The following is a 26,295-nucleotide window of genomic DNA, read 5'->3' as shown; positions in this document are numbered from 1 at the left end:
TACCCCAACATCCATCATGAAACCAATAAGGTTGAATTAATTAATATAATAAAATTACTCAAGTGTGACAATTATGAAAAAAAGGAGCGATACACATGGGATTGTATTTGTTTGAATCAGCACTGCAGGACAGTATCAGAGATGAAGCGGCAGTTTCACAGGCCGTTGAGCGGTTTGAAACGGCAAAAGGAAGTCACGAACTGATTGAGGTGCAGGTCGCTCAGAATTTCCAACGGGCGTTTCTGATTGTGGAGACAGATCAGGAATCCGATGCCAAAGAGGCACTCGAAGCTTCCGGGTTTCCGGTCAGTCTGGCCAAAGAAGTCCGCATCGTCGGTCAGGATCTCGAACATGTCAAGGCGCAAAAAGAGAAAATCAACTACCTCGTCGAATGGAACCTCCCGGAGAATCTGACGATGGATCAGTATCTTGAACGAAAGAAGAAGAACTCGGTTCACTATCAGGAAGTGCCGGAAGTGTCCTTCTCACGGACGTATGTCTGTGAGGATATGACAAAATGCCTCTGCTTCTATGATGCGCCGGATGACGAAGCGGTGGTCCGGGCAAGAGAGGCAGTCAAAGCACCGATTGACGCCATCACTGAGCTGAACCCGAATAAAAAGTAACGTATGACGGAAGGGGAGACCAAGATGATCATGGATTACGAAACAGCCGTCGATGATATCCTTGAAACGAAGCTGAAGCCGCTCGTCAAACCGATTGACAGAGAGGCGTACTATCCGCGGGAAGTCATCGGGGAATTGGCCGAGGCCGGTGCATTCATTCAGGGAACAAACAGATTACATGAACAGATCACGCGGGAAATCAGGCTCGTGGAACAGGTATCCGCCTATTGCATGACGACAGGATTCAACCTCTGGTGTCATCTGGCCGCTCTCACCTATGTCCGGCATACGAGAAACCGCAGGTTGAAGGAGCGCTTTTTACCCCTTCTTGAAAGCGGAGCCGTCATTGGCGGGACGGGTCTCTCCAATCCGATGAAGTACTATGCGGGACTTGAGTCCCTGCACCTGAAAGCCGAGGAGCAGCCTGGCGGCTATGTCATTCATGGCGTGCTGCCGTCGGTATCGAATCTCGGAGACGGCCACCGGTTCGGTGTCATTGCCGAGACTTTTGATAACCGCAGGATTATGGCCTTTGTCAGCTGTGATCATCCGAATCTTCACATGCAGGAGAAGGCCGATTATCTTGGGTTGAACGGGAGTGCCACCTATGCCTGCCGGTTTGAAGGCGTCGTGATCAGCGATGAAGAGGTCCTCTCTGACGATGCCGATCTGTTTATCAAAGACATCCGCCCTTCCTTTGTGGCGTATCAAGTTCCCATCGGACTCGGAGTCGCAGCGGCGTCGGTCAGGGGCATGGAGAAGCACGTGAACAGACAAAGCGGCTGCAATGCTTATTTACCGGTACAACCGGCTGACATTAAGGAAAGAGCTGCCGCAATGTCCGACAGCCTTGCACGTCTGAGTAAAGACGGTCGTGTTCTGTCTGCCTGGGAGGAACTCCTTGAGATCCGCAGAGCGACAGCTGAACTCGTCCTTGACGCTGTGCAGGCAGGGATGCTGCATGCGGGAGGCAGCGGTTACAAACAGACGAGCCACGAAGCGAGAAGGCTCAGGGAAGCCTACTTCTTCGTCAATCTGACGCCGACTGTGAAGCAGCTGGGCAAGATGCTCGATTCAAACGGAGCGTGAATCTTCATACCGGTTCGAACAGGATCCGCGTCACTGGCGCAGGGTCCTGTTTTTGCGGTGAGTCCCTTTAAACAGATCAACGAAACCGCCCCTTTAAGAAAATGAGCAATGAACTACACATTCTCCTGAATCTTCAGTAGAATAGACGAAGCACCAGAATCGAACGACACCAGCAATCAAGCAAAAGGGAGTTTTGATGATGAATGTATTTGTAACCGGGGCCACCGGTTTTCTCGGCACGGTACTCATAAAACGTCTTGCCGGAAAGGGCCATACCGTGTATACGCTGATCCGTAACAGGGAACGGGCCGAAGACTGGCTTGACGGCCTTCCCAAAAAGACGCAGGAAGCCGTCCGATTTGTCGAAGGGGATGTCATGAAGCCGTTGGCAGGGCTTCAGGAATCACAGATCGATGCGCTCAAAGGCACGATCGATACGGTGATTCACTCTGCCGCCTATCTGTCTTTTGATGCGTCGGAACGTGAACGGGTTTTAGAGAGCAATTTCGAAGGGACAAAGGGGCTGTTGGACGCAGCGGAGCGGCTCGGTGTCCGGCAATTTCTGCATGTGAGCACCGCGTACACCCTCGGGATGGATGATGTCGGGGTCGAAACGCTGTATGAAACAAAGGGACGTGAATTCGTCAACGCCTATGAGGAGAGTAAATGTCACGCCGAGCATGAAGTGCTTTCAAGGCAAGACCGCTTCTGTGTTGCCATTTTGCGTCCGGCGATTATCGTCGGGGACAGCGAGACAGGTGAAGCGGATTCCACCTTTGGACTGTACGGCGTGATGCGTGCCGTTGAGCTGATGAAGCGCCACAGCGAGAAGGACCGGACAAAAGCCGCCGATGCGAGCACCATTGTCGTGAGCGATGAGGATGAAACCCACCTCGTACCGGTGGATTACGTGGCCGATCTGATTGTAGGTGCCGTAACGGAGAGTGAGAACGGTTTGATCTATCATGTGACGAATCCGAATCCTCCGACGAACGGGATGATCATGAAGGCTATTCAGAAGGGCTTCGAGTTTCCCGAGCTGACCTGGGTGCCGTTTGAAGCGGCGGATCGCCTGTCGAGGCTTGAACAGAAGATGAATGAGCCGCTGGCTGTCTTTGAACCATATTTAAACCGGACGATCGCTTTCAGTCACGACAATACGGATCGGCTGTTAAAGCGGATGAATCATCCGCCGCTCAATATGGACAGTGCCATGCTCGAGCGGATTGTCAGAGGCTATCGCAAACGCCATGTCAATGCAGAAGAAGTGTGACGGCATCACCAAAATGATGGAAAGCGGGGACGGAACATGGACGTATTCAGCGACTATCTGAAAGGCATGGATGATCCCATGCAACGAGAACGGATGGAGACGCTTCTCCGGTGGATTGGAGACACGTATCCAGGGCTCGAGGGGCATATCAAGTGGAACACCCCGATGTTTACGGATCGCGGGTCCTTTATCATCGGAATCTCCACCGCCAAGCAGCACTTGAGCATTGCTCCGGAAGAGGACGTGATGGCAGCCTTTGCCGAACGGATTCAGGCGTCAGGCTACACGCAGACAAAAGGATTGTTCAGAATCCGCTGGAAAGATGAGGTGGACTATCCGCTCATCGGGGCAATCATCGACGCAAGCATCGAAAGTAAGAAAGACGAGACCTCATTTTGGAAAAGCTGAACATCAGCACCGTTCCCGTTGACAGAACAAAACCTATTTAGTACCATTAGCATCAACAAAATAGTTTTCACTGGAGGTGCCCTTTACAAGGGCTGAGATCGAAGTGTACTTCGGGACTCCCTGAACCTGATCCAGTTCATACTGGCGTAGGGAAGTGAGCAGACGCGCTTTATTTGGTGAACCACAGCCGGATCGTGAGCCCTTTCCTATAAACAGGAGAGGGCTTTTTTGTATGGTTTTATCATCACAGTTGACGATCATAAGGAGGTCATGAAGCATGGAGCTGCATACCCTGTCAACAGGAACCCTGACAAAAGCATCTTTTTTACAGATGTCGGAGCGGATTGCCCCATACGCCGATGCCATTCATGTCCGTGAACCGGCGTGGATGGCGGAGGATACCCGACGCATCGGAAATGACTGGACGTTCCAGGCATCCCTCATCATCAATGACAAGACACCCGGAGCCCGGGAAAGCGGAGGCGCGCTCCATCTGCCGGAACAGGCCACAGCTCATTCGCGGGCCGTCGGTCGGTCTGTGCATTCCCTCGAAGCAGCGCTCCGGTGTGAGGAGGAAGGCCTGTCCTATCTGTTTGCCGGGCCTGTCTATCCGCCGTTATCGAAGGAAACAAAAGCCACACTCGGGATCCGGCAATTCGAGCTCATCTGCCGGTCGGTCCGCACGCCGGTGATCGCCATCGGCGGTGTTGAACCGCACCGGATCAAGGCGTTGAAAGAAGCGGGTGCTTCAGGGGTTGCGGTGATCGGTGCCGTCTTTTTGAGCGAAGATCCCGCCAGGGCGGCTTGCGAATTAAGAAGGGAGTTGGACGCATGAGAAGACTGATTGTCATAGGCGGAGGCATCATGGGAATGGCGACGGCCATTCACGCTCTCGAGGCAGGTCTGTCTGTCAAGGTCATCGAGCGTGAACGGGTCGGGCGAGGGGCAACCTGGGCCGCAGCGGGCATGCTCGGTGCCCAGACGGAGCTGCATACCGGAGCTGAAGTCCTGTCGTTTTCTCTTCAAGCCCGTGCTTATTGGCGGGATTTCGCCCATCAGCTCGAGACATGGAGCGGGATGCAGACAGGCTACCGGCAGGAAGGGGCGTACCGGGCAGCGATGACCGAAGCGTCACTGACGGCTCTTCAGAAGCTGGCGGATCAGCACGGTGCTGTTCGCGGCCGATACCGCTGGGTCGAGGACGGTTTCCCGCTTTTACCGGAGGCTAAAGGCGTGCTGTACTTCCCTGATGAAGGACAGGTGGATGCGCGCCTGACGATTGACGCGATGCGTCAGGCATTCATCCATCGCGGGGGCGAGCTCTTTGAGGGAGAGAACGTCACAGGGTACGGGCGATCGGACGGCGGCTGGCAAGTTCACACGGAAAGCGGGAACACCTTTACCGGTGATCAGCTTCTCGCAGCACCGGGCGTTGCCGGCTTTCCCGGCGGCAAAGAGGCGGATGTGCATCCGGTGAAGGGGGAGTGCCTTGCCCTTCGACCTGATGAGCTGCCGTTTCAGGAAACGCTCGTCACTGACGACGTTTACCTCGTGCCAAAAGCAGACGGGCGGATCATCATCGGTGCAACGGAACAGCCGTGGGACACGTCGCGGCACGTGCGGGCATCGGCGGTGTCTCATCTCCTTGATCAGGCTCTGATGCTCGTACCGGCTTTGGCGGATGCCGTCGTTGAAGTGTTGTGGAGCGGCGTCAGGCCGAGGCATAACAGGGGTATACCGGAAGTGGACGAATGGGAGGAAGGCTTCTTTGTCAGTATCGGGCATTACCGAAACGGTATTCTCCTGTCTGCACTGACGGGAAAGCTCTTGGCAGAATGGATGGCGACGGGCAGGAAGCCGCCGCTTATGAACGGATTTAAAAAGGAGGAGATCACATCATGAAGCTCGCTATTAACGGGCAGGAAGAGAATCTTGAAGAGGTGACGACCATCGAGGATGTGCTTGATCATTTCGGCATCACCGGTGGAAGGATCGCCATTGAACAGAACGGCACAATCGTCAAGCGCGATGACTGGTCCACCTCGGCAGTGACCGACGGTGACCGGCTCGAAATCGTGCATTTTAAAGGAGGCGGATAATGATGTTACAGATTGGATCAAAAACACTCCCGTCAAGGCTCATGCTCGGCACCGGAAAGTATGACAGCCCGGAGATTCAACAAGAGGCTGTCGCTGCTTCCGGCACTGGTGTCCTGACGTTTGCTGTCAGGCGGATGAAGCTGGATGAAGCGCCTGATCATGACTTTAAGGGGCTCGATCTCGACCGCTTCGAGCTGTTGCCGAATACCGCCGGAGCGTATACGGCAGAGGAAGCCGTCAGGACGGCGAAGCTTGCGAGAGAGGCGGGACTTTGTGACATGGTGAAAGTGGAAGTCATCGGCTGCAAGAAGACCCTGCTTCCGGATCCTGTGGAGACTTTGAAGGCATCAGAGGCGCTCCTCGAAGACGGATTCACCGTACTGACCTATACGTCGGATGATGTCGTCCTCGCAAGGCGTCTCGGGGAGATGGGGGTGCATGCCGTCATGCCCGCTGCATCGCCGATCGGTTCGGGGCTCGGCATCTTGAACCCAGTCAATCTCATGCATATTCTCGATCAGGCGGACGTGCCGGTGATCGTGGACGCCGGCCTTGGGAGCCCGTCAGACGCGGCGTATGCGATGGAGCTCGGTGCTGACGGTGTGCTGTTGAACTCCGCAGTTGCCCGGGCCGGGGATCCGGTGAAGATGGCCGAGGCGATGAAACAGGCGGTGTATGCAGGCAGGCTGAGTTTTGAAGCAGGACGCATTCCGAAAGCTCTGAGAGCGACGGCGAGCAGCCCTCAAGAAGGGATCAGTCCGGTCCGATGACAGCGCGATATTCCAGACAGGAGCGATTCGAAGGCATCGGGCATGACGGTCAGGCCAAGATTCGCGACGGATCGGTCATGATAGCAGGGGCCGGAGCCCTCGGAAGTGCCGCGGCGGAGATGTTCGTGAGAGCGGGTGTCGGCCGGGTGCTTATCGTCGATCGGGATTATGTGGAACATTCGAATCTTCAGCGCCAACAGCTCTATACGGAACAGGACGCTCACGGGCGCCTTCCGAAGGCTGTTGCCGCAGAACGCCGGCTCAGGTCGATTAACGGCGATGTCACGATCACCGGTTTGACCGAAGAGATCACGCCGGTTTTCCTCGCTCAGATGGCAGATGTGGACGCGGTCGTTGACGGACTCGACAATTTCGAGACACGCATGGCAATCAACGATGCCTGCATGAAGCGGGGCATCCCGTTCATTTACGGGGCATGTGTTGCTTCGGGAGGTCTCTCTTATACCGTCCTCCCCGAAGAAAAACCGTGCCTGCAGTGTATCCTCGGGGATGCCGGGCCTGGTGGAGAAACCTGTGACACAGCGGGTATTATCAGTCCCGCGGTTCAGATGACTGCGTCCTTTCAGACAGCTGAAGCCCTGAAGCTTCTTTCAGGGAACCGCGAAGCGCTTCGTGAAGAGCTCGTGGAGTTCGATGTCTGGTCGAATGAGACAAGAAAGGTGAATGTCACCGGGCTGAAAGATCCGGGCTGCCCGAGCTGTGGCCCGGACCCAAAATACCCGAACCTCGACCGCTCGGCGCAGACAAAGACGGCTGTCCTTTGCGGACGTGATACGGTTCAGATCCGCCCGCATAAGGCAGTCTCCTTTGAACGGGTCCGACACGACCTGCCTGATGTGCCGGTGAGTGAGAATCCGTTTCTCATGCAGCTTGAACTTGAAGGGCGCCGCGTAGTTCTGTTTCGTGACGGCCGTGCCCTCGTGCACAACACGTCCGATCCGGTGGAGGCCCTGTCCCTGTATCAGCGCTATATCGGCAGTTAGACGCCCGCAGATGCAAAGAAACAGGCAGCCGGGTTCAGGGGAAATCCTGTACCGGCTGCCTGTTCGTGTGGAGGTTACGGTGATGCGGTGATCATCTCCTGCTTTTTGAAGACCAAAAGAGAAGCGGTGAGAAGGGCTGCGATGAGAATCAGCGTGATCACCACGGTACCGGTGAATCCGTCGCCCGCTTCACCGGTATAGAACCAGTGCGAGGCGAGTCCTGAGAGCGCTCCTGGTGACCACGAAAGAAGATCCGGAGCATAGAGCGACACGATGCCCATGACGAGGAGGATCCCGAGACTGAGAAATGCAACGGCGCCCTGGCGGTTGAACGTCACACTGAGAAACAGAAGCAGACTCACGGCAAAGACGAGCCAAAGAAGATAGGTCAAGCCTCCGTAAAAGGCGTTCAGCATCGTCACCTCACCGATCAGAAGATGGGTGTAATAGACGCTGATACCGAATCCGAAGAACAGGGCGATGGCTGTCAAGAGCACCATATGCAGCCACTTGGCAAGAAGGTAGGCGGCTTCGGAAACCGGCTTGACCATGACCATGGCAAGCTGACCGGCGGTGCGTTCCTGACTGACGGTGCCCATATAGGCAAGGACCACGACGAGGATACCGATCTGACTGAACTGACTGAGGGTTCCGGCGAGGACCTCCGCCGCTTCAGGAGGCGGCATCTCAAAGACAGCCCCTTCCGGCAAACCGCCGAAATTCTCCAGAATATCGGCAAAATAATAGCTCGTCAAAGGCTGGGTGAGGCCGAGAATCATAAAGACGACAGGCAGCCAGAGCCATTTAAAATTCCGCGCAGATTCGAGGCCTTCTTTTTTGAAAAGAATAAGAAACTGCTTCATGCCTGCATCACCTCCACGAAGACGTCTTCGAGGGATTTGCGCCCGACTTCAAAGCGGGTGATGCCAAGAGCCCGGAGTGCGTTGTCGTTCAGGAGTGCGTCGCGGGCTTCGGCGATATCCGTCACCCCGAGCGTGGCGCCAAGCTCAGATGCTTCCACCGAGGTGATCCACGTGGCAGAGCTTTTACCGTCAAGCCATTCTCCGATTGGCAGTGCCGTGGCGAGATGGATCACCGGCCGCTCAAAGGAGGCCTGTACCTCAGTCAGAGAGCCGGACATGACGAGTGAGCCGCCTTTCATCATATACACGTCATCACTGACCTGCTCGGCGTCGTTTAAGACGTGGGTGGAGAAGAGAATGGACGTTTCTTTTTTCAGTTCTTGCATCAAATCAAGCACTTCCCTCCGGCCGAAGGGATCGAGTGCCGAAACCGGCTCATCGAGGATGACGAGGGCGGGTTTGTGAATGAGGGCCTGGGCGATGCCGAGGCGCTGTTTCATCCCGCCGGAGAAGCCCGCAATCCGTTTTCGGGCCGCATCGTCGAGCCCGACTTTACCGAGGAGGACCCGGGCCCGTTCATTTGCCTCCTGACGTGTGAGGCCAGCGAGTTCGCCGGAGAACCGTAAGTATTCCTCCGCGCTCATCCAGTTAAAGAAGGACGGGTGCTGCGGGAGGTAGCCGAGATGGTGACGCCGGTCGAGCGTGTAGCCGTCACCGAGTGCGATGGTGCCGGATGTCGGGGTACTGAGGCCGGTAATCATGTTCAGTGTCGTCGTTTTCCCGGCGCCGTTCGGACCGAGAAGCGTGGCACAGACGCCTTCTTGCACGGTGAAACTCACATCGCGGACCGCCGAGAAAGAGCCGAATTGTTTGGTGAGGTGTTCCACAGTCAAAAGAGCCATGTTATCCTTTGTCCTTTCCGAAGATGAAGTAGATAATCGGGCCTAAAATATTGATAAAGATAATGACGAGATACCAGACCCATTTCGGCTGTTTTACCTCATCGCTCCTTACGCAGTCAAACAGTGCCACGACCATCAGTACAAGCTGAAGAAGCAGGATCGGTGCGATCAGTGCCCAGTCGATAGTTGCAAATAATTCATCCAACATTTCCATCACGTCCCTTTTTTTTATTTCCTATTATACGGTATTTCTCCGGAGAAAGATTCGAAATCCGGGAGAAATACATCGCAGGGCGGAGAACAAAAAGACGAACATACACGAATTGACGTTCCCTGACAGTCCCTGTCACCGGTATGAATACAATGAAGACATCCGTTAGACGAAAGGGGACGATCAAAATGAATCTTTGGACCACACAATCACTCGGAGGCAAGTTGATCATCGGAAGCGGGGTGCTCGCCGTCCTGTCACTATTTTTGCCCTGGGCCGACCTCGGCTTCGTATCTGCCTCAGGCTTCCAGCAGGATGGCTATCTGTTTATTCTGCCGCTCATCTATCCGGTATATAAGGCAGTGAAGCTTGCACCACTGAACCGGATCGCAGGTCTCGTGCTTTCAGGGCTGACCTTTGTCGCTGCCATTGCTTTTGCCGTAAGCAAGCAGGTGGAGATGATGGGCGCGTCGGTCAATGGTGCCGGCTCCGGGCTGTATCTGTTCATCATCACGGCAGCGGTGATGGGGGCGGGTGTCTATCTGTACAAGCCGGGAAACACCGGTGACGAAGCCAGCGATATCCGGTATACTGATGAGGAAACGAACACGAAATGAAGCAGGAGGGATCATCATGGCTGAGATTAAGTACGAGATTGCCGAACACGTCGGTGTCTTGTCTGAGAACGCGAAAGGCTGGCGCAAGGAACTGAACAAAGTCAGCTGGAACGGAAGGGCCCCGAAGTACGATATCCGGGACTGGGCGCCGGAGTATGAGAAGATGGGAAAGGGCATCACCCTGACCGAAGAGGAAGCGGAAAAACTGAAGGAGCTTCTGTAAAATAAAGCGGCCTTGAGACATGACAAAGAGGACCTTGCCACAACCGGCAAGGTCCTCTTTGTTTTCGACTGTGCGTGTCAGTTGGCCTGACGGGCTCCGTTTCGGATCTGGCACAGGACGCTTTGCAGGGAGCGCCGCTCGAGGAGGAGTGCCGTCACGAGCTGAAGCGTGTTCGCTGCCGCGTTGACGTCAAGGGTCTCCCGATCGGTATGTTCATGCTGATACCCTGCAGAGAGGTTGACGCTCTCGATCCCGTGCTCCGCCCAGATCCTCGTGTCGCTGCTTCCCCCTGGCGTCGTCTGCCAGCCCTTGAGTCCGGTTTTTGCCGCGATGTCCATCACCCAGGCGCCGAACAGTTCGTGACAGAAGCGGGTCTCATGTCGGACGCCGGTTCCCGTGACGATATCCGTTTGCCCCCTTCTGTCAACGACGATGGCCGCATCGACACCCCACAGGAAGGACGGATCCACCTGCCTTGCCCCGACGAGGCCGATTTCTTCTTCCACGGTGAAGGCGATCTTCACACTGCCGGTAAAATGACGGCTCTCTTTGACGGTGCGGAGGGCTTCGAGGAGAATCGCGACGCCGGCCCGGTCGTCGGCACCGAGTATGCCTTCGCTGCTCGTCCAGATGCTGCCTTCCTCGATGATGGTCCGTCCTTCTGCAAGATCTTCCACCGAATCCAGATGGGCATTGACCATGATTGTCGGTCCGTGATGTGAGCCCTTGCTGTCCAGCTTCGCAAGGATGTTGCCGTAGTGATCGACGCTGACGTAAGGCGTGATTGTCAGGAGAGCGTCAATGACATAATTCCGGATGGCATCTTCATTGCCGCTTCGGCCACTGATGGAAAGCGTGTCTCTCAGCCGTCGCTTGAAGCGGCATGTCCGGATCACCGCAGCGGCATGGCTGAGGTTGTCAGGAGTCAGGTACGAAAGCCAAAGACTGCCGTCCATGAACGATTCAAAAGATGGCTGATGAAAGACGATCTTATTCGGCTGGCGCATTGGCTGCCGTACCTTAAAGGAGAGTGCTTCTAGGAGGGCCGTCACTGCCGGCACCTGCTGATCGTCTGCCAGCATGATATACGCCGGGCGCCGAACGCGCTCTTCTTCATGGCCGCCGCAGCTTCCGGTGGTGTGGAACCCAAGTCTGTTCAGATGACGGACGATCCCCGCGATGTTCAGATCCAATATCGCCAACACGACATCGTCCTCCGAACGCCACTCATACAGCCCCTCGTGGAATCCGCGCCCCCACACATTCATCGCCTCAAACAGCGCTGTTTGATTCACACTGTGATTCGCTGCCTGAAACCGAAAGCCGGTCTCATCGACAGGTGTCAGAAGCCCGTTTCTCACTGCGGCCTCATGAAGGAAATCGAGATTCTCCCTTGATTCTCCCGACAGGTCAATGACCCCATCCTTTACCTCCGCCAAAAATCCGCATGCCCGTAATGTTTCTTCGATGTGTCTCATCATGTCATCACCCTTTCGCTTTGATAAATCAAGTATAGGATAAAGGCGATGACACCCCTGTCATCAGGGGGAGGAGGCTTGCTTCAGGCGTCGCTTCTTGTCAGGACAATGCCCTTATCATTCGGATTGAGGGCATAGGTGACAGAATGACGGTCATGTGTACCGCCAGGGACAGAATCGGTACTCACAATCAGATCATCCTTCATGAAATGACGCAGCACGAATTGCCGGATCCGGCTGATTTTCTGGGTATACGTATTGTTTCTTGCGCCTTCCGGATAGACATCGGCGATATCAGAAGCCTTGACCGGCTTCCCTCCGGCATCAAACAGCGAACGGAGAACCCGTGCGGTGTCGACATGCATCGTCTGAATCATGCCCCGGTGCTTCAGATAGGTGTCCTGATAGTCAAAGAACAACAGCCAGTCGTCACGATCACCGCCGGTTTCGAAAAACGTCTGACATGCTTCGTACGAACAGGTCTGTACGTCATCCGTTGAGCGGATTTCAAATTCCATGTCACGGATAAGACCGTCAATCGCAGGCGCGAGAGGGTAGCCGTCAGCCCCTTGTATGACATCCTCTTCTCCTTCTGAGATGCTGTTCTGAATATGGAGGGCGCTGTTCGTCAGGTAGAGGGAAGCGAGCTGCTTTTGCCGGCTGTTCAGTTTCCATTTGATTACGGAATCGGCCGAATGAAAGTCCAGGCTGCGGTTGAAGTAGTGAATCGCCTCATGATAGGCGTGTTTTCGGTAATGAAGGAAGCCGAGTCGGTAATGAGCCAGCGGATTTCGCCTGTCATACCGCAGCACCTGTTTCAGGGGCGTGATCGCAGGACCCGGGCTTGCCTGTTCCGTTGTCTTCAAGTACGTCCCGAATTCAATCAGGTAGTGAACGAGTTTCATCGTGACAGCCTCCCGCTCGGCTTCAAAGTCAGGATGACGGTCGTACAGTTTGAGGAAATCTTTGTATAACTGAATATAAGGAGAGTAGCCGGCAGAGCCCTGTTCTCCGGGGTCATAGGAGAGGAGTGCTTCTTCCCGGGCATATAACGCCTCTTCCTGTTCATACAAGTCGTTTTCGGTCATGGCACTTCCTGCCTTTCTTCGGGTTATAAGTTGTGAGCGAGAAAACCCCCGAATTTATTCGGAGGATGACAGCGAACGGTCTTAGGCTTTCAAGCCTTTTCGCACCAATTCGTAGACGGCACTGGCAAACGTTGGAATCATATTCTCCTTTCGATATTCCTCTATCGCTTCGTACAATTCTTTTGGGAAATTCAAGTGCTTTTGCACCCTAGACATTGACATCAACCTCCTTTAAAGATATATTTAGAGTATATTTAATATACCATAAAGAAGGAGGTGAACGCAATGACAAATCATAAAGCCTATCGCTTTCGCATCTATCCCAATCGAGAACAGCGAATCTTGATTGCGAAAACCATCGGTTCGACTCGTTTTGTCTATAACCACTTTCTTGCGAAGTGGAACGACAGGTATAAAGAGACAGGCAAAGGGATGTCCTACAATGCCTGTTCTGCGGAACTCCCGCAATTAAAACGAGATTACGAATGGTTAAAAGAAGTGGACAGCACCGCCTTGCAACAAGGGTTAAAACACTTAGCTGACGGATTCAACCGTTTCTTTAAGAAACAAAACAAATACCCTCGATTAAAGTCAAAGAAGAACGATGTTCAGTCTTTTAAAACCGTCGGCAAAATGCGAATCGAAGGCAATCGCCTTTTCCTTCCGAAACTGGGCTACGTCAAATTCGCAAAAAGCCGTCATGTTGAGGGACGTATTCTGTCTGCCACGATCCGACGAACGCCAATGGGTAAGCATTTTATATCCGTTCTTGCTGAAACGGAGATTAAACCATTCGATGCAACAGGATCAGCCGTAGGCATTGATCTTGGCATTGACCATTTCGCCATCCTTTCAGACAGGCAAAAGATCGACAACGAACGCTTTACACGAAAGATGGAACAGAAGCTAAAGCGTGAGCAACGCAAGCTGTCAAGACGCTATGAACAGGCGAAGAAAGACGGAAAACCGTTGCGTGAAGGCAAAAACTATCAAAAGCAAAAGGTCAAAGTTGCCAAAATCCATGAGAAGATCGCCAATCAACGAACGAATTTCCTTCAAAAACTCAGTACAACGATCATCAAAAACCACGATGTCGTTTGTATCGAAGATTTAAACGCCAAAGGAATGTTGAAAAATAAGAAGCTGTCAAAAGCCATTTCAGACGTATCTTGGTCGGCTTTTAAGGATATGTTGATGTACAAGGCGGAGTGGCATGATCGCACGATCATCAAAATTGACCGATGGTTCCCATCCAGTCAGCTTTGTTCATCCTGTGGTCATCATGACGGCAAAAAGGATTTGCGTGTTCGATCATGGACGTGCCCCTCTTGTGGTACGCACCATGATCGTGACATCAACGCCAGTCGAAACATCTTACAAGAAGGGTTACATGTCCTTTCATAAACGGAAACAAAAACCGTCGGTCAGACGGGGTTCGCTTGGTCAATAGGAGAAACCGCTGTTTTGCGTGTATGCCACGCTTTAACAAGTACGCTCTGTTCCCAAGAATCCCCCGACTTTAGTCGTGGGGAGTGTCAATTTGATGGATACGGTTTTCCGATGTTATAATCATGGCAATCAGGGAAAGGGATACCATACCTTCAAAAAGGAGCGATGTAACGATGATGAGTAAGGAACTGTCAAAAGGGTTGAATGAACAGATGAATTATGAGTTTTTTGCAGCACATGTGTATCTGGCCACTGCGGCATACTGCTCGAACCGCAGTCATGACGGGTTTGCGCAGTTTTATCTTGCACAGGCAGAGGAAGAACGTGAACACGGGATGAAGTTCTATCAGTTCCTTGTCGATATGGGGGAAGAAGCTTCGATCACCGCTCTTCCGGAACCGAATAATGACTTTCAGTCGATCCTCGATACGTTCGAAAAGTCATTGGACCACGAGAAAGAAGTGACAAGACGGATCTATGAGCTTGCGGATAAAGCACTCGATGAGCGGGAGCATGCGACGATGACTTTCCTCAACTGGTTCATTGAAGAACAGGTGGAAGAAGAAGCAAGCTTTGATGATATCATTCAAAAGCTTAAGCGCATTGAACCTGACAGCAATGCCTTCTATATGCTTGAGAAGGAACTCGGTGAACGCCCGGCATCAGGCGAGTAAAACACTGTATTTACCGGGATACCCGTGGTATAATGAAGAAAGCAATTATCAAGAGTGGACGAGAGAACTGGCTCCATGACTCCACGGCAACCTGGCCATATACCGGCAAAGGTGCCCCGACCAGCAGACGGACTCGTCCGTCTGGGTGATGAGCGATGAGAATACGGGCAAGAATCAGCCCCTGTTCACCGTTCACACGGTGAGCAGGGGCTTTTTGACGTCCCAATACGACAGGAGAGGAGCGACTCATAACCAATAACGGCCTTGATGGTTGCCAAACCAACCATGGGGAGTGGAGACACATGAGTTATGCAAACATGATGTGGACCAAGATGGCAACGGACGGACAGATTGTGGAGAGTGCGACCAGAAGAATGGAACAGCGGTTAAACAGCAACTATGGGCATTGGGTGTTAACCTATCAGTTTATTGACGGTCAGCTTCCGCTCTATCACTTCAGGCTCTCAAACGGCACAGACTTTGTCTTTGAGTTCCAGGTGACAAAGGAAGTCGTGCTGTACGTTAAATCGGCCGGACCGTTTAAGTTTGATACGTATCTGTGGCGAACGATTGTCAATCAGGGCTTCTTCAATCACCTCGACGATCCGGAACTGCCGGAGATGGGGAAGTGGGACAGCCCGAAATTTTGACGTCCAGGTGTGGAGGACTGCATGTGAATGACCCATCAAACAGGGAAGTTCCGGCATTTTCAAGAGCTTCCCAGGATTTTTTGCGAATGCGTGTTCGATATGAGATAATATAAAGGACCTGAAGAGCCGAAGTCAATCCCGTCATCTCAGAAGCAAATCTCCATTCGGCATGCTTTTCCCATTCCCCGTTCAAGGGAATGTGCAGGTTAAAAAAACTGCGATTGAGGTGATGCAAAACAGGCTTTTGTATCATGCAAAGAACGGGGTTTTCGATTACAATTAAAGCGAATGGAGTGATCGGTATGGAAGAGCAAATCTTATCAATGCTTATAAAGATGGATAAGCGGCTCGATCAGATGGACGAGCGGTTTAATCGGATTGAAGTGCGTCTCGATCAGATGGACGAGCGATTTGATCGGATTGAAGTGCGTCTCGATCAGATGGACAAGCGGTTTGATCAGATAGAAGAGCGTCTCGATCAGATAGAAGAGCGTCTGGATGGTATCGATGACCGCCTGGATGGCATGGATGAACGATTCGATCAGATGGACGGACGTCTGGATCAAATGGACGGGCGTCTGGATCAAATGGATGACCGCCTGGATCAGATGGATTCAAAATTGTCTCATGTTGAGCATGATCTCGGGGAACTGAAGCACCGTGTTGAGGACATGGATAAGACGATGCAGCGAATCGAGCTGACGCAGTCTGAGGACATTCTGATGCTGCTTCAAACGAATAAGCGAAACGTCGAAGTCGAAACCCGCTACATCAATAACAAACTCTCCGATCTTGATAAACGTGTCTTTCAGCTCGAGCAGGCTTCAGGAGATTGATCCCATCACTCATACCGAATACAAACAAGGACCCGGAGCATATCCGGGTCCTTTGATTTTGTTACCGTTCTTTCAGTTTTTCAAGCAGTGCATCGAGCTTCGGATCTCCGATATAGTTCTCAATGGTGATGATTTCATTATCGGCGAACGTCAGTCTCGCGCGGTCCAGGAGATTCTTGTGTACGACGATGATATCTGAATCTCAATGAAAACGAATGGATTGGTCCAGGGGTTATCAGTTTATCAATCACTAGATCATTCCTTGATCCAGACCGCTTTGTGATCAAGAACAAACTGATCAAATGCGATGGGCTCACGCTGCAAAATATCCTGGACGGTCCGAGTCGTCTTTTTGGCAGTTCCTGCCCAAGTCATGAGATACAACAGGGTCATAACGTTAGCAAATGCTTTCGGAGTCCCATCAAAGATGAGGCGCTTTCTGAACTTTGCAGGTGATTTTGGCTGGTACTCGATCGGTATTTCAAGAACATGGCTGAGTGTATTGGCCATTTCGTCATAGCCGATCGCCCTGTTGCCGGTGAGTGTATAGGATTTGTTTTGATGAAGGTCACTGGTGAGACAAACTGCAGCCACACTGGCAATATCCCTCGTATCAATAAAACTGGTCAAAGCTTTACCGACAGGGACATCGAGGAGTTTGTGAATGGCAATATCCGAGCGATGCGTCGTTGTAAGATTTTGCATAAAAAAAGAAGGGCGTAAGAAGGTGTAGTTAATCCCTGATGAACGAATGAACTGTTCAATCTTCCGGTGCGGAACGAACGGATTGCGTTCTACACCAAGAAGTGAAACGAATACGATCCGGCTGATACCGGCTTCCTTTGCAGCATTGATAAACGGCAGCATGTCCTGTTCCGGATTCGCAAGCTGTGGTGGTCGGATCAGCAATACACCATCTGTATCATTAAGTGCGGAATGAAAGGAATCGGGCTTTAGGAAATTAAAAGAAACAGCTTCGATATGTTCATGCATGAGTTGATCGCCGGTATGCTCCGGTTGCCGAATCCCCGCTTTGACGTGATGACCAACCTCCGCGAGTTCCTGTGCAACATACGATCCGATATTTCCTGTGGCTCCTGTGATGAAAAACGTTTGTTTCATTGGCATGGTTCCCCCCCTATTTAAATAGACTGGTCGTTATAATTTGTTGGCAAAACGATGATTCAACCGTTTTGTTTGTGCACGAGCAGGGGTATCATGGAAGCAACCTGTCTGAGAGGCTCTGTATGCCCTTTGATCCTGACAGAAATAAATGCGCCCTCAATCAGAGCATTGCACATTTCAGCCAGCATGGCTGGATCCTGATGGCGAACACCGGATTCAACCAGCTTCTCTTTAAGCACCTGAAACCAGCTCTCATAAGCCTGCTCACAGGCTTGACGGATCGATTCATGCTGAGTAGCCATTTCGAGTGCGATGGCTGCGACAGGGAGGCCGTTTTCTTTATGACCGTGATCGTAGGCATCGGCGATCGCAGTTACGAAGTCTGAGAGCATCGTACCAGGATCCTTTTCGGCATCGAGTCCGGCTCTGAGGCGTTCCCTGACTTCATGAGATGTCCGTTCAATGGCTGCGACAGCCAGTTCCTCTTTTCCTTTGGGAAAGTAATGATACAGAGAGCCTTTGGGAGACCCGCTTTCAGCGATGATCTGATTCAAGCCGGTTCCGTGATACCCTTGCTCTTGAAACAGATGCGCGGCAGCTTTGATAATATTCGTTTTGGCATTTGGTTGTTGCGGCATACGGATCTCTCCTTTCAAGTAATTATAACAACTGGTCTATATAATACCATCAGATACCGGATTTGTCCAGTAAACGAGGGATTAAAACATCTGTTTCCACCCGGAGCGGTTTCTAAAATAGTTAGATGGGGAATGAACAAAACATGAACATAAAAACAGGAGGACGAACATATGAATGATTTCAAAGCCAAGATCGTTGTGGTTAATGGAGGAACGTCCGGGATCGGCAAAGAAGCCGTCCGTCAGTTTGCCGAGCGCGGGGCCAGGGTCCATTTCACCGGCAGAAGAAAAAGCGAGGGGGAAGCCATCGTCGAGTCCCTGACCGGACAGGCTGTTTTTCACCAGGTGGACAACACGGACCGGAATCAGATCGCTTCCACGATGGAAGCGATTATTGAAGAAGAAGGCCGGGTGGATATTCTCTTTAATAATGCCGGCGTTCTCTCCGTCGGAGCCGGTCCGTTGAACCGGATCAAAGAAGACGATTGGGATACGCTCCTTGCGACGAATCAGACGGCCTATTATCTGTATATGAAGCACGCACTGAATGCCATGCAAAAGGCAAAGAGCGGGGTGATTATCAATAATGCCGCGATCCTTGGCAATGATAAAGTTAATCCGATGCTTCCGGCATACAGCGGCACGAAAGCTGCGATTGTCGCCATGACACAGAGCTCGGCTTTGCGGTTTGCGAAATCGGGAATCCGGGTGAATGCGATATCCCCCGGCCCGGCTGCGACAGATCTTTCCATCAAAGCTTACGGCAGCCAGGAGGCCTTTGACAAAGCGGCGAAAGACGCTCCCCGCGGCTCTTACGCGGATCCGGCCGAGATCGTCAACACGGTCCGATTCCTTGCTTCTGACGAAGCTTCCTATGTAAACGGGACGGAACTCGTCGTCGATGGCGGATACTCGCTTAAATAATCAGTCAGATGAAACACTGCTTATCAACTTCAGCAGTGTTTTATTGTTTTGGCGTAAAATATATGGTGCAATTGTGAAAAAACAGGTAAAATAGACAAGGGTGATGCAAATGAGAAAACGAAAGTTAAAATCCGTGAACTTAACTTGGTTTGGTATTTCGTTTTTTACCGTGACTATTCTCTATTTGGTTGTTGCATTACTTGTGATTCAATACCGTTTTAATGAGATGCAGGATCAGTATGAAACCCGAGCTGTGCAGACGGCGGAAGGGTACGCAAATGTGCTCTCAACCGGTGATCGTGCGAGAAACTACATAGGAGAACTTCTTGAAGAGCAGATCGCAACAGCAAGCGGTGCGGTTTTTTTACGGGATCAGCCGTTTAACGAAGCATTGCTCAGTGATTACGCTGAACAATTCGATGTTGATGAGATTTATATATATGATGAAGATGGAATGGTGACGCACTCGAGTAATGGAGAGTTTATCGGCTGGGAGGCGCCTGAGGGTCACCCGATCCGGGATTTTATTCAGTCCGGTGAAGAGACGTATGTTGAAAGCGTCAGAGAAGATTCAGAACGTGGATTCCTCATGAAGTTCGGTTATACGAGGCTTGATGATGGCAGATTTTCTCAGATCGGCATCAGAGCGGAACGGCTTCAGTCTTTTACGGACAGCTTTGAGGCGAGGCGGATGTTTGAAGGAATCGAGGAGACACAGGCTGTCGAGGGCGCAGCAATTATCCGGGGCGGTGAGCTGACCTATGTCTCTGACGACGAAACCCGGGATGTGATCCTCTCGTTTGATCTCTTTGAAGGGAGACAAATAGGGGAAGGGAACTGGACGGCCGCAGAGGACATGTTACTGGTTGCTGCTGTCCCGATTCCTGACGCCCGATATGGTCATGAGGGTCACGTGGCTGTTGTAAAGACGATGGACGCCTTCTATTTTGAGATGCAGTTTATGGTCTTCTCAGTGTCACTGATCTACGCGAGCTTTCTCTTCGTCATCAGCACCATCTTTGTCAGCCTGTACAGAAAGACGAAAAGCCATTTCGATCTCGCGTATTTTGATCCCCTGACGGGCTTGCCGAATGCGACCTACTTAAAGGAGTACGTCAAAGAATTAAAGGAAGACCCCGGCGCTTCTCCGTCCGCATTCTTAATGATCAATATCCGGAATTTCAGAGCGATTAATCTCTCGAAGGGATACACCGTCGGCGATGAGACACTCAAGCTCATCAGTCATGCACTTAACCGGCGCGTCGGTGATGCAGAGATGCTGTTTCGGTTCAACTCAGACCGCTTTATTGTGATTCGCGAAGACGGTTCTGATGATCAGAGGCTCCTTGACGATGCAAGGCAGCTGATCGAAGAAGTGTCCGCGCATCTCGAACCGATCGTTGAATCCTTTCCGGTGAAACTGCAGGCTGCCATTCTCGCCGGGAATCACCGACTGGCAGACGCGGAAGACATTTACCGGCGTCTCGCACTCACGCTCGATAAGATCGCAACAGATGCCAATCAGTCGATCCTCTTTTTTGACGCCGATCTTGAAGCGGACTATCAGAGAATCGAGCTTTTGAAACAGGAGCTGCGCGGCGTGGTTGATGGTACAAACCGCGAATCTCTGTACTATCACTTTCAGCCTCAGGTCCGTCTTGATACAGGTAAGCTCAGTGGATTCGAAGTCCTTGCACGGTTTCATTCTGAAACGTATGGGGAGATCAGGCCGGATGAATTCATCCGGTTGGCTGAGGAGAATCAGCTGATTACCGACCTCGGTGACAGGATTCTCATCGATGCCGTATCGATGGCGAGGGATATAATGGACGCTTCCAAAGCCGTATATCCGCTTGCCGTCAATCTGTCGGTGATCCAGCTCTACAGACCGGACTTCACCGCATTCGCAGTGGCGCTCTGTGAGGATTACGGGATTCCGAGGTCGATGATTGAATTTGAAGTGACGGAATCCGTCTTTACAGATTTGTTTGATGAGAAGCCTATTCTGCAGCTTCAGGAACTGAAGGATGCAGGATTCAGTATATCCATGGACGACTTCGGGAAAGGATATTCATCGTTTTCAAGGCTCCGGGATCTCCCGGTGAACCGTCTGAAGATCGACAAGGCCTTCATCTGGGAACTTGATGCAACGAATACTGAAGAGAGTCTCCTTGAAGACATTATCTCGATGTGCCATAAGATGGGACTCGATGTCGTCGGGGAAGGAATCGAGACCGACTATCAGCAGAACTACCTGAAACAGCTCGGATGTGATCTCGGACAGGGCTTTTACTTCAGCCGGCCGGTGGATCGTGAGAAGGCGCTCGGGATGGTCAAAGAAGGATATAGCCGATAAATATACAAGTCGTATAAATCGACAGGATAGGGCGGTTTTCATTCCATTTTGAGAATCGCTCTGCATATTTTCTGATTGAAAGACCTTTCTGATTCCATAACGTATTGATAAAATAAATGTCGGACATTGTTAGCATCCTTTTCTACCACACTCAGTTGTTGTTGGAACTATAACTGAAGTAAAAGTGGGCTTGGATGACTAGCAAGTCCTTTTTTTATCATCACTAGGCAAGAAGACTCCATCTGATTCGCGATACGGGCGTCAGCCCAGCGATTCAGGTGGAGATGAATTGCCATCAGTCTTACGACTGATAGTTGTTTCAAAGCAAGAACAAATGTTCGCAAATATATCTAGCTTCTATTTTTGACGCTTACGTTCTTTGAGGCTCATTATGTATATGAAGTTCCAGTGTCTCAAATGAAGATACAAAAAACGACAACAAAAACTTTGGGTTGCGATTTAGGTGTAGATTATCTTCTCAGTTGTGCAACAAATCAAGGAGACACCTTTTTGGTTAACGGAAAGAGGTTAAAATCCATCAACCAGTACTTCAACAAAAAGATAAGTCGATTAAAACAATAAAACATCGAAAACGGCTTGTCGAAACGCATCGTGACGAATCAAATGGCCTCTCTGTGGCGTAAACGAAATCTCCAAATTGATGGCTACCTTTCACAAACCGTAGGTTTGTTGTTCAAACAGATACAACAACTGAACATCGATACTGTGGTAATCGGTTATAATGCCGGTTGGAAGCAAGAATCAGGCTTGGGGAAGAAAAACAATCAAGAGTTCGTACAAATTCCTTTCCACAGATTGATTTCGGCTATCGAGAATAAGTGTCTCAAGGAAGGCATCCGTTTCGTTAAACAGGAAGAGAGTTACACGTCTGAATCCAGTTTTCTGGATAATGACGATATTCCGGTTTGGATAAAAGGCGACGACACAAGATATTCCTTTAGCGGGAAACGTCTATACCGCGGCTTCTATCGCTCTGAAAACGGACAATGCATCCACGCCGACATTAATGCAGCATTAAATATCCTTCGGAAATCTCAAATAATAGAATGGGATGAAAAAACACAAATAAAAACGCCTATGATAATGGACGTTCAAAAACGTAAAGCTGTTGCTTAGCGCATAGCCTAGTGGGTGCGTCAATCATCCATGTGTACTCAACTTTTGTTGGGGCTTGTAGCACACGCCAGCTATATGCTGAGTGGTGGTTTCTTCCGTAAGGAGGAACTGCTCTTCTTCGGAAGGGTGGTGCAAGTGGAAAAGCGATAGTAAGTCGCCAGTACCAACCAAAAACAGTGATTTGAGAAGAACCATGCAGAGCGTCAACCTTTGTAAGAAAAGACCTGCTTGGCTATCTCAAGCCCCCACTGAAACGCTGTACCTCAGTGGGGGTCCATTGACGAATAGATCAAGTCCTGAAAATCACTGCATACCCGATTACGTCCAGTTTCTTTTGCTTGATACAACAACTTGTCAGCCCGATTAACTAATGAATCAACTGTATCATCTTGTTGCATCTCATCAACACCTGAACTGATCGTGATTGGATGATCTTCGATAAATGAATATGACTCCACTTGTTCTCGAAGTGTTTCTGCCAGTTTTTTAGCTTGATCTTTCGTCTGATAAGATAAAATAATAAACTCCTCGCCTCCCCACCTTCCAAGGTAAGATTGATCAGATAACTCGTTCTCGATTAATTGTGTCAGTTCAATTAATACCTTATCGCCAATTAAGTGCCCATGAATATCGTTCACCTTTTTAAAATAATCGATGTCGAGCATGATAACTGAGACTGGTTTCACTTTGTTTTTGTATGAAAGATGCAGCCATTCGTAGATCTGTCTCCGGTTTGCAACACCTGTCAATTCATCTTTATAAGCCAATTCACTTAACAATTCATTTTTAGCATTATTATGTATAATTTTCCTGGAGAAATATAGAAATATAATGTAAACAAAAATTGATAAATTGTAATGAAGTGCTTGTTCTCGAATTGGGATTGGGAAATCGCTCCAATAAACAAAAAACAGACTGAAATTAAATATCCAAATCATAAGGGAATATACAAATGCCTTTACGTCCTGAAGAATAATAAAAATAAAAATAAATAACAGTGGTGTCCAAAACGGTGCGGCACCAATAGAGAGTTCTTGATTTTGAATAATTCGTTCAACAACTACCTCTTGAAATTTGAGAATGTGAAAGACACCAATTAAAATTAAATTCATAATCTCCACAAACTTGAATCCCCTGTTTAGAACAAGTAAGATCCATCCTGCCGAATATGCAATAATAAAAACAGGTAGTAAAATCGGGTCATACGTTTTTGTGGGATCCAGGAAAAAAATATAGCTGAACGCTGATGAAAAAATAATAACTGGAAAAATTAAGATGTAAAATTTTCGTTTTAATTTTTCAAACTGATTCAAATCTATTTTTCCCATATACACCCTCCTGTTTTGCAAAAAAAACCAGCAATATACGCAAAGTTCCGCGTGTCTATTATCTTATTTATTCGTCTGAATTTCAATTAAATCATTCATCCGTTTCATAAATACGTCAAAGTGCCTTCCCCTTTTTTAGAGAGAAGGCACTTTGTTATGAGCTTTTAATTTATATTTCGAATAGTCCCTGGTCCGGAGACCCCTTTTTTTCGCATGAATTCAGAGACCGTAATCATCTCATACCCTTGCTCAGTTAGACTCTCAAGGATCATGGGTAGTGCTTCAGCCGTTGCTTCGTGAATATCATGTAACAAAATAATGGATCCTGACTCTGTGTTTGACATGACCTTGTCATAAATTGCTTGGGAGTCACGGCTTTTCCAGTCAAGAGAATCTACGGACCACAATACAGAAGTATAGCCTTCTTCAGCAATAATCTGATCGACCGAGTCATTTCTTGCTCCGTATGGAGGACGGAACAGGCGAATTGGTTGATCCGTCGCTTCTTTGATTATTTCCTCGGCTTGTGTTATTTCGGAACGTATTTGCTCAGGGGATGAATTGCTTAAATCAATGTGATTCATTGTATGATTAGAGATTTCATGTCCGGCAGCGGCTGTATGCCTTACTAAATCCGGATAGTATGCTGCCTGACTTCCCAGCACAAAAAAGGTTGCTTTCGCATCAAAATTATCTAAATGATTCAAAACCTTTGATGTAACAGATGGATGAGGACCATCATCAAATGTAAGGGCTACATATTTGTCACTCGAAGACGATGCCTCACTCGTTGAATCATCTTCACCTTCTGTCTCAGGATCAATCTCCTCGGTCGGCTCGTTTTCTTTTTCCTGCTGATTTGATAAACCGTCAGCTTCTGATTCAACACTTAATCGCTCAGCAAAAGTCTCTTGCAAATAGGGTTCGAGCTTATCAAAGGGGACTTCTATTTGGATGGGTCCCGCTGATCCGGGTGCCACTTCATATTGATCAAAAAGAACTGCAAATTTCTTTTCCGTTATGGACCAAGTCCATTCAGACCAGTTTGTAATTGCACCTTTTGACATCTCCTCAAAATAGCTATCCCCTGATTCTGAGAAATCTTGTGCCAATTGATCAGACATCAAGCTTTGCAAACCTTCAAGATTAGCTTGATCCGTGACGATAACATCTTCGAGTGCGATTATTTTTGTTTCCGTCAAATCGACAACAAATGATTCTAACTCAATCATCCCGTTCGCTTGACCGGAAACAATTGAATAGGAATGATAATTTAATGCATATATATCATCTGTAACCCTAACAGTATCAACCTTTATATTTAAGTGCCCCCGTTGTGTTGATTCAGCGTATACTTCATCCTCCATTTGTTCTTTGAATTGCGTTTTTTTGTGCAATACTCCATTCGTTCAAATCCTCCGTCAATTCGTCTGAATCCGTCAAAATCCGGTTCATCGAGAGCGTATACTGATCAGATTCCTCAGTAATGGTTTCTAAATCCAATCCGGGAAAAATAGATGAAATCTCTGTTTGAAGGGGTGAGTGTTCCAATTCGAACCTATTAAGATCCCACATTGCTTCTCTTTGTTCGACCTCTTTTTCAAGAGCTTCTTTTGGCATGACAGCCTGATCCTCTAAAAAAACGTTATCAAAGTTATAAGTCAGTGCCAATCCTGTGCCAGTGATTATGATCAGAAAGATCAAGATCGATACTTTACTATTTGCTTTAATCATTTTCTTGCACCTCTTATTTCATCAAGAAATTATTATCCTAATATAAGACGAGACGTAAATGAAATAAGTTTCAAAAATAATTCTGTTTGAAGATCATGTTGATTCCTGGTTTGTCTCAGTGGAGGTCAAAATCCGCGCCAATTGAGCAGATGTTTGAGGATCTGTCTGATCTGTTGTCCATCATTAGTTTGGACGGCTACTCGTATAATCAGTCATACCGCCATCGAAAGGCACAGAAGAATAAAAACGGATCTGAACGGGTACATCCCGTCAGATCCGTTTTTGTCGTGTGGGTGGCGTAACCGGACACCCATCAGGAATGCTCAATGTGGTGTTTCCCAGCGAACGTTTCGAGCTTCTCAGCGACGTCGTTCGGAGTGAAGCGGATCACCCTGACGGGGAGGCCCTTCACAGGCTTCACAATCGCGGCTTTCTCCCCCCAGTTGACGCGCTTAAAGGCGATGAATTCAATCTCTTTAGGCAAGAGATCCCTGGTGTAGATGGGCATACCCATGAGAAAGACCTGATAGGTCAGCTTATGGCTCTTGATCTCAAATTGGTACGTCACAAAGAGCGCAGCGAAAAAGACGACCAGGGCCACCGTCTGAAGGTGGATGAACAGTCCTTCGTATGGTGTGGTGATCCTCGTGATGAGCATGACGACAAACATGATGGTCAGAATCACACGGGGGGATTTGGCAGTATAGATCATCGGTTCATTCTCCTTTATCGGTTCGTACAGTCATACGGTCAACTTTAGCAGGGTTTGCGGAAAAGAACAAGATTCTTCAGG

General features: G+C 49.8%; 29 protein-coding genes, 1 pseudogene and 2 riboswitches. Of the genes and pseudogenes, 18 read left to right on the top strand and 12 right to left on the bottom strand.

Going from position 1 to position 26,295, the window contains the following annotated elements; translation table 11 throughout:
• Positions 1–95: 95 nt before the first annotated feature.
• From BSEL_RS13650 to BSEL_RS13605, 9 genes are all read left to right on the top strand, one after another.
• The gene (locus BSEL_RS13650) at positions 96–626 is read left to right on the top strand and encodes a DUF4242 domain-containing protein (protein WP_013173611.1); all 531 of its coding nucleotides are present in this window, start codon (positions 96–98) and stop codon (positions 624–626) included.
• A gap of 24 nt (positions 627–650) precedes the next feature.
• Positions 651–1,715 carry an acyl-CoA dehydrogenase family protein gene (locus BSEL_RS13645; RefSeq protein WP_013173610.1) on the top strand — a complete coding sequence of 355 codons (1,065 nt, stop codon included), beginning with the start codon at positions 651–653 and terminating at the stop codon, positions 1,713–1,715.
• 196 nt (positions 1,716–1,911) lie between these two features.
• Positions 1,912–2,988, top strand: a complete 1,077-nt coding sequence (locus BSEL_RS13640) for an SDR family NAD(P)-dependent oxidoreductase (RefSeq protein WP_013173609.1) — start codon at positions 1,912–1,914, stop codon at positions 2,986–2,988.
• Between the two features lie 36 nt (positions 2,989–3,024).
• Positions 3,025–3,396, top strand: coding sequence for an iron chaperone (locus BSEL_RS13635; protein ID WP_013173608.1), 372 nt, complete (start codon positions 3,025–3,027; stop codon positions 3,394–3,396).
• Positions 3,397–3,458: 62 nt separating this feature from the next.
• Positions 3,459–3,566, top strand: a riboswitch (TPP riboswitch).
• A gap of 107 nt (positions 3,567–3,673) precedes the next feature.
• Positions 3,674–4,231, top strand: coding sequence for a thiamine phosphate synthase (locus BSEL_RS17185; protein ID WP_013173607.1), 558 nt, complete (start codon positions 3,674–3,676; stop codon positions 4,229–4,231).
• Positions 4,228–5,298, top strand: coding sequence for an NAD(P)/FAD-dependent oxidoreductase (locus BSEL_RS13620; protein WP_013173606.1), 1,071 nt, complete (start codon positions 4,228–4,230; stop codon positions 5,296–5,298). The genes BSEL_RS17185 and BSEL_RS13620 overlap by 4 nt, the downstream gene beginning before the upstream one ends.
• Positions 5,295–5,495, top strand: a complete 201-nt coding sequence (gene thiS, locus BSEL_RS13615; RefSeq protein WP_013173605.1) for a sulfur carrier protein ThiS — start codon at positions 5,295–5,297, stop codon at positions 5,493–5,495. Before BSEL_RS13620 ends, thiS begins: the two co-directional genes overlap by 4 nt.
• A gap of 2 nt (positions 5,496–5,497) precedes the next feature.
• Positions 5,498–6,265: a thiazole synthase gene (locus BSEL_RS13610; protein WP_041582505.1), complete on the top strand. Its 768-nt coding sequence runs from the start codon at positions 5,498–5,500 to the stop codon at positions 6,263–6,265.
• Positions 6,262–7,269 carry a ThiF family adenylyltransferase gene (locus tag BSEL_RS13605; RefSeq protein ID WP_013173603.1) on the top strand — a complete coding sequence of 336 codons (1,008 nt, stop codon included), beginning with the start codon at positions 6,262–6,264 and terminating at the stop codon, positions 7,267–7,269. Before BSEL_RS13610 ends, BSEL_RS13605 begins: the two co-directional genes overlap by 4 nt.
• A 74-nt stretch (positions 7,270–7,343) precedes the next feature.
• Here the strand turns inward: BSEL_RS13605 and BSEL_RS13600 are convergent, their stop codons facing one another.
• Genes BSEL_RS13600 through BSEL_RS13590 form a run of 3 tightly spaced genes read right to left on the bottom strand, consistent with a single transcriptional unit; the run spans position 7,344 to position 9,242 of the window.
• Complete coding sequence (locus tag BSEL_RS13600; RefSeq protein ID WP_013173602.1) at positions 7,344–8,132, bottom strand: ABC transporter permease; 789 nt, start codon at positions 8,130–8,132, stop codon at positions 7,344–7,346.
• Complete coding sequence (locus BSEL_RS13595) at positions 8,129–9,034, bottom strand: ABC transporter ATP-binding protein (RefSeq protein ID WP_013173601.1); 906 nt, start codon at positions 9,032–9,034, stop codon at positions 8,129–8,131. Before BSEL_RS13595 ends, BSEL_RS13600 begins: the two co-directional genes overlap by 4 nt.
• Position 9,035: 1 nt before the next feature.
• The gene (locus tag BSEL_RS13590; protein ID WP_332870070.1) at positions 9,036–9,242 is read right to left on the bottom strand and encodes a PLD nuclease N-terminal domain-containing protein; all 207 of its coding nucleotides are present in this window, start codon (positions 9,240–9,242) and stop codon (positions 9,036–9,038) included.
• 191 nt (positions 9,243–9,433) lie between these two features.
• On the opposite strand from BSEL_RS13590, the gene BSEL_RS13585 reads away from it, so the two are divergent.
• Positions 9,434–9,862: a hypothetical protein gene (locus BSEL_RS13585; protein WP_013173599.1), complete on the top strand. Its 429-nt coding sequence runs from the start codon at positions 9,434–9,436 to the stop codon at positions 9,860–9,862.
• Between the two features lie 16 nt (positions 9,863–9,878).
• The gene (locus BSEL_RS13580) at positions 9,879–10,085 is read left to right on the top strand and encodes a YdbC family protein (RefSeq protein ID WP_013173598.1); all 207 of its coding nucleotides are present in this window, start codon (positions 9,879–9,881) and stop codon (positions 10,083–10,085) included.
• 77 nt (positions 10,086–10,162) lie between these two features.
• On the opposite strand, the gene BSEL_RS13575 is transcribed toward BSEL_RS13580, so the two are convergent.
• The 3 genes from BSEL_RS13575 to BSEL_RS18240 all read right to left on the bottom strand — a co-directional run bounded on the left by BSEL_RS13575 (position 10,163) and on the right by BSEL_RS18240 (position 12,867).
• The gene (locus tag BSEL_RS13575; protein ID WP_083769594.1) at positions 10,163–11,566 is read right to left on the bottom strand and encodes a M20/M25/M40 family metallo-hydrolase; all 1,404 of its coding nucleotides are present in this window, start codon (positions 11,564–11,566) and stop codon (positions 10,163–10,165) included.
• An 80-nt stretch (positions 11,567–11,646) separates the two neighbouring features.
• Entirely contained in the window at positions 11,647–12,651 is a 1,005-nt protein-coding gene (locus BSEL_RS13570) for a tetratricopeptide repeat-containing protein (RefSeq protein ID WP_013173596.1), read from the bottom strand.
• 81 nt (positions 12,652–12,732) lie between these two features.
• Positions 12,733–12,867, bottom strand: a complete 135-nt coding sequence (locus BSEL_RS18240) for a hypothetical protein (protein ID WP_013171562.1) — start codon at positions 12,865–12,867, stop codon at positions 12,733–12,735.
• Positions 12,868–12,936: 69 nt separating this feature from the next.
• Here BSEL_RS18240 and tnpB point away from each other — a divergent pair, with 69 nt between their 5' ends.
• The 4 genes from tnpB to BSEL_RS17180 all read left to right on the top strand — a co-directional run bounded on the left by tnpB (position 12,937) and on the right by BSEL_RS17180 (position 16,260).
• Positions 12,937–14,055 carry an IS200/IS605 family element RNA-guided endonuclease TnpB gene (tnpB, locus tag BSEL_RS13565; protein ID WP_013173595.1) on the top strand — a complete coding sequence of 373 codons (1,119 nt, stop codon included), beginning with the start codon at positions 12,937–12,939 and terminating at the stop codon, positions 14,053–14,055.
• A 218-nt stretch (positions 14,056–14,273) separates the two neighbouring features.
• Entirely contained in the window at positions 14,274–14,774 is a 501-nt protein-coding gene (locus tag BSEL_RS13560; RefSeq protein ID WP_013173594.1) for a ferritin, read from the top strand.
• Between the two features lie 42 nt (positions 14,775–14,816).
• Positions 14,817–14,929: riboswitch (SAM riboswitch) on the top strand.
• A 147-nt stretch (positions 14,930–15,076) separates the two neighbouring features.
• A complete protein-coding gene (locus BSEL_RS13555) occupies positions 15,077–15,424 on the top strand; it encodes a hypothetical protein (RefSeq protein WP_013173592.1) in 348 nt (115 codons plus the stop codon).
• A 302-nt stretch (positions 15,425–15,726) separates the two neighbouring features.
• A complete protein-coding gene (locus BSEL_RS17180) occupies positions 15,727–16,260 on the top strand; it encodes a hypothetical protein (RefSeq protein WP_013173591.1) in 534 nt (177 codons plus the stop codon).
• A 255-nt stretch (positions 16,261–16,515) separates the two neighbouring features.
• Here BSEL_RS17180 and BSEL_RS13545 read toward each other — a convergent pair whose 3' ends face one another.
• Together BSEL_RS13545 and BSEL_RS13540 are read right to left on the bottom strand one after the other, a co-directional pair.
• Positions 16,516–17,388, bottom strand: a complete 873-nt coding sequence (locus tag BSEL_RS13545) for an SDR family oxidoreductase (RefSeq protein ID WP_013173590.1) — start codon at positions 17,386–17,388, stop codon at positions 16,516–16,518.
• A 56-nt stretch (positions 17,389–17,444) separates the two neighbouring features.
• On the bottom strand, positions 17,445–18,023 hold the full coding sequence (locus tag BSEL_RS13540) for a TetR/AcrR family transcriptional regulator (RefSeq protein WP_013173589.1): 579 nt from the start codon (positions 18,021–18,023) through the stop codon (positions 17,445–17,447).
• 171 nt (positions 18,024–18,194) lie between these two features.
• On the opposite strand from BSEL_RS13540, the gene BSEL_RS13535 reads away from it, so the two are divergent.
• The 3 genes and pseudogenes from BSEL_RS13535 to BSEL_RS13525 all read left to right on the top strand — a co-directional run.
• Positions 18,195–18,947, top strand: coding sequence for an SDR family NAD(P)-dependent oxidoreductase (locus BSEL_RS13535; protein WP_013173588.1), 753 nt, complete (start codon positions 18,195–18,197; stop codon positions 18,945–18,947).
• 109 nt (positions 18,948–19,056) lie between these two features.
• Positions 19,057–21,303, top strand: a complete 2,247-nt coding sequence (locus BSEL_RS13530; RefSeq protein WP_013173586.1) for a putative bifunctional diguanylate cyclase/phosphodiesterase — start codon at positions 19,057–19,059, stop codon at positions 21,301–21,303.
• 375 nt (positions 21,304–21,678) lie between these two features.
• Positions 21,679–22,440, top strand: a pseudogene (locus BSEL_RS13525) (RNA-guided endonuclease TnpB family protein); the annotation flags it as partial.
• Between the two features lie 263 nt (positions 22,441–22,703).
• On the opposite strand, the gene BSEL_RS17175 reads toward BSEL_RS13525, so the two are convergent.
• The 4 genes from BSEL_RS17175 to BSEL_RS13505 form a co-directional block, all read right to left on the bottom strand.
• Positions 22,704–23,768: a GGDEF domain-containing protein gene (locus tag BSEL_RS17175; protein WP_013173584.1), complete on the bottom strand. Its 1,065-nt coding sequence runs from the start codon at positions 23,766–23,768 to the stop codon at positions 22,704–22,706.
• Between the two features lie 164 nt (positions 23,769–23,932).
• On the bottom strand, positions 23,933–25,165 hold the full coding sequence (locus BSEL_RS17170; protein WP_155522748.1) for a polysaccharide deacetylase family protein: 1,233 nt from the start codon (positions 25,163–25,165) through the stop codon (positions 23,933–23,935).
• Entirely contained in the window at positions 25,125–25,502 is a 378-nt protein-coding gene (locus BSEL_RS13510) for a hypothetical protein (RefSeq protein ID WP_013173582.1), read from the bottom strand. The genes BSEL_RS17170 and BSEL_RS13510 overlap by 41 nt, the downstream gene beginning before the upstream one ends.
• Before the next feature lie 313 nt (positions 25,503–25,815).
• A complete protein-coding gene (locus BSEL_RS13505; RefSeq protein WP_013173581.1) occupies positions 25,816–26,214 on the bottom strand; it encodes a hypothetical protein in 399 nt (132 codons plus the stop codon).
• Positions 26,215–26,295 lie beyond the last annotated feature (81 nt).

The organism is [Bacillus] selenitireducens MLS10 (assembly GCF_000093085.1).
Taxonomy (GTDB): domain Bacteria; phylum Bacillota; class Bacilli; order Bacillales; family Salisediminibacteriaceae; genus Salisediminibacterium; species Salisediminibacterium selenitireducens.
This window is presented reverse-complemented; position numbering and strand designations above follow the sequence as displayed.

Bases quoted from the DNA above. Each gene is read 5' to 3' on its own strand.
- BSEL_RS13650 (WP_013173611.1), top strand. From the start codon at position 96: ATGGGATTGTATTTGTTTGAATCAGCACTGCAGGACAGTATCAGAGAT.
- BSEL_RS13645 (WP_013173610.1), top strand. From the start codon at position 651: ATGATCATGGATTACGAAACAGCCGTCGATGATATCCTTGAAACGAAG.
- BSEL_RS13640 (WP_013173609.1), top strand. From the start codon at position 1,912: ATGATGAATGTATTTGTAACCGGGGCCACCGGTTTTCTCGGCACGGTA.
- BSEL_RS13635 (WP_013173608.1), top strand. From the start codon at position 3,025: ATGGACGTATTCAGCGACTATCTGAAAGGCATGGATGATCCCATGCAA.
- BSEL_RS17185 (WP_013173607.1), top strand. From the start codon at position 3,674: ATGGAGCTGCATACCCTGTCAACAGGAACCCTGACAAAAGCATCTTTT.
- BSEL_RS13620 (WP_013173606.1), top strand. From the start codon at position 4,228: ATGAGAAGACTGATTGTCATAGGCGGAGGCATCATGGGAATGGCGACG.
- thiS (WP_013173605.1), top strand. From the start codon at position 5,295: ATGAAGCTCGCTATTAACGGGCAGGAAGAGAATCTTGAAGAGGTGACG.
- BSEL_RS13610 (WP_041582505.1), top strand. From the start codon at position 5,498: ATGTTACAGATTGGATCAAAAACACTCCCGTCAAGGCTCATGCTCGGC.
- BSEL_RS13605 (WP_013173603.1), top strand. From the start codon at position 6,262: ATGACAGCGCGATATTCCAGACAGGAGCGATTCGAAGGCATCGGGCAT.
- BSEL_RS13600 (WP_013173602.1), bottom strand. From the start codon at position 8,132: ATGAAGCAGTTTCTTATTCTTTTCAAAAAAGAAGGCCTCGAATCTGCG.
- BSEL_RS13595 (WP_013173601.1), bottom strand. From the start codon at position 9,034: ATGGCTCTTTTGACTGTGGAACACCTCACCAAACAATTCGGCTCTTTC.
- BSEL_RS13590 (WP_332870070.1), bottom strand. From the start codon at position 9,242: ATGTTGGATGAATTATTTGCAACTATCGACTGGGCACTGATCGCACCG.
- BSEL_RS13585 (WP_013173599.1), top strand. From the start codon at position 9,434: ATGAATCTTTGGACCACACAATCACTCGGAGGCAAGTTGATCATCGGA.
- BSEL_RS13580 (WP_013173598.1), top strand. From the start codon at position 9,879: ATGGCTGAGATTAAGTACGAGATTGCCGAACACGTCGGTGTCTTGTCT.
- BSEL_RS13575 (WP_083769594.1), bottom strand. From the start codon at position 11,566: ATGATGAGACACATCGAAGAAACATTACGGGCATGCGGATTTTTGGCG.
- BSEL_RS13570 (WP_013173596.1), bottom strand. From the start codon at position 12,651: ATGACCGAAAACGACTTGTATGAACAGGAAGAGGCGTTATATGCCCGG.
- BSEL_RS18240 (WP_013171562.1), bottom strand. From the start codon at position 12,867: ATGTCTAGGGTGCAAAAGCACTTGAATTTCCCAAAAGAATTGTACGAA.
- tnpB (WP_013173595.1), top strand. From the start codon at position 12,937: ATGACAAATCATAAAGCCTATCGCTTTCGCATCTATCCCAATCGAGAA.
- BSEL_RS13560 (WP_013173594.1), top strand. From the start codon at position 14,274: ATGATGAGTAAGGAACTGTCAAAAGGGTTGAATGAACAGATGAATTAT.
- BSEL_RS13555 (WP_013173592.1), top strand. From the start codon at position 15,077: ATGAGTTATGCAAACATGATGTGGACCAAGATGGCAACGGACGGACAG.
- BSEL_RS17180 (WP_013173591.1), top strand. From the start codon at position 15,727: ATGGAAGAGCAAATCTTATCAATGCTTATAAAGATGGATAAGCGGCTC.
- BSEL_RS13545 (WP_013173590.1), bottom strand. From the start codon at position 17,388: ATGCCAATGAAACAAACGTTTTTCATCACAGGAGCCACAGGAAATATC.
- BSEL_RS13540 (WP_013173589.1), bottom strand. From the start codon at position 18,023: ATGCCGCAACAACCAAATGCCAAAACGAATATTATCAAAGCTGCCGCG.
- BSEL_RS13535 (WP_013173588.1), top strand. From the start codon at position 18,195: ATGAATGATTTCAAAGCCAAGATCGTTGTGGTTAATGGAGGAACGTCC.
- BSEL_RS13530 (WP_013173586.1), top strand. From the start codon at position 19,057: ATGAGAAAACGAAAGTTAAAATCCGTGAACTTAACTTGGTTTGGTATT.
- BSEL_RS17175 (WP_013173584.1), bottom strand. From the start codon at position 23,768: ATGGGAAAAATAGATTTGAATCAGTTTGAAAAATTAAAACGAAAATTT.
- BSEL_RS13510 (WP_013173582.1), bottom strand. From the start codon at position 25,502: ATGATTAAAGCAAATAGTAAAGTATCGATCTTGATCTTTCTGATCATA.
- BSEL_RS13505 (WP_013173581.1), bottom strand. From the start codon at position 26,214: ATGATCTATACTGCCAAATCCCCCCGTGTGATTCTGACCATCATGTTT.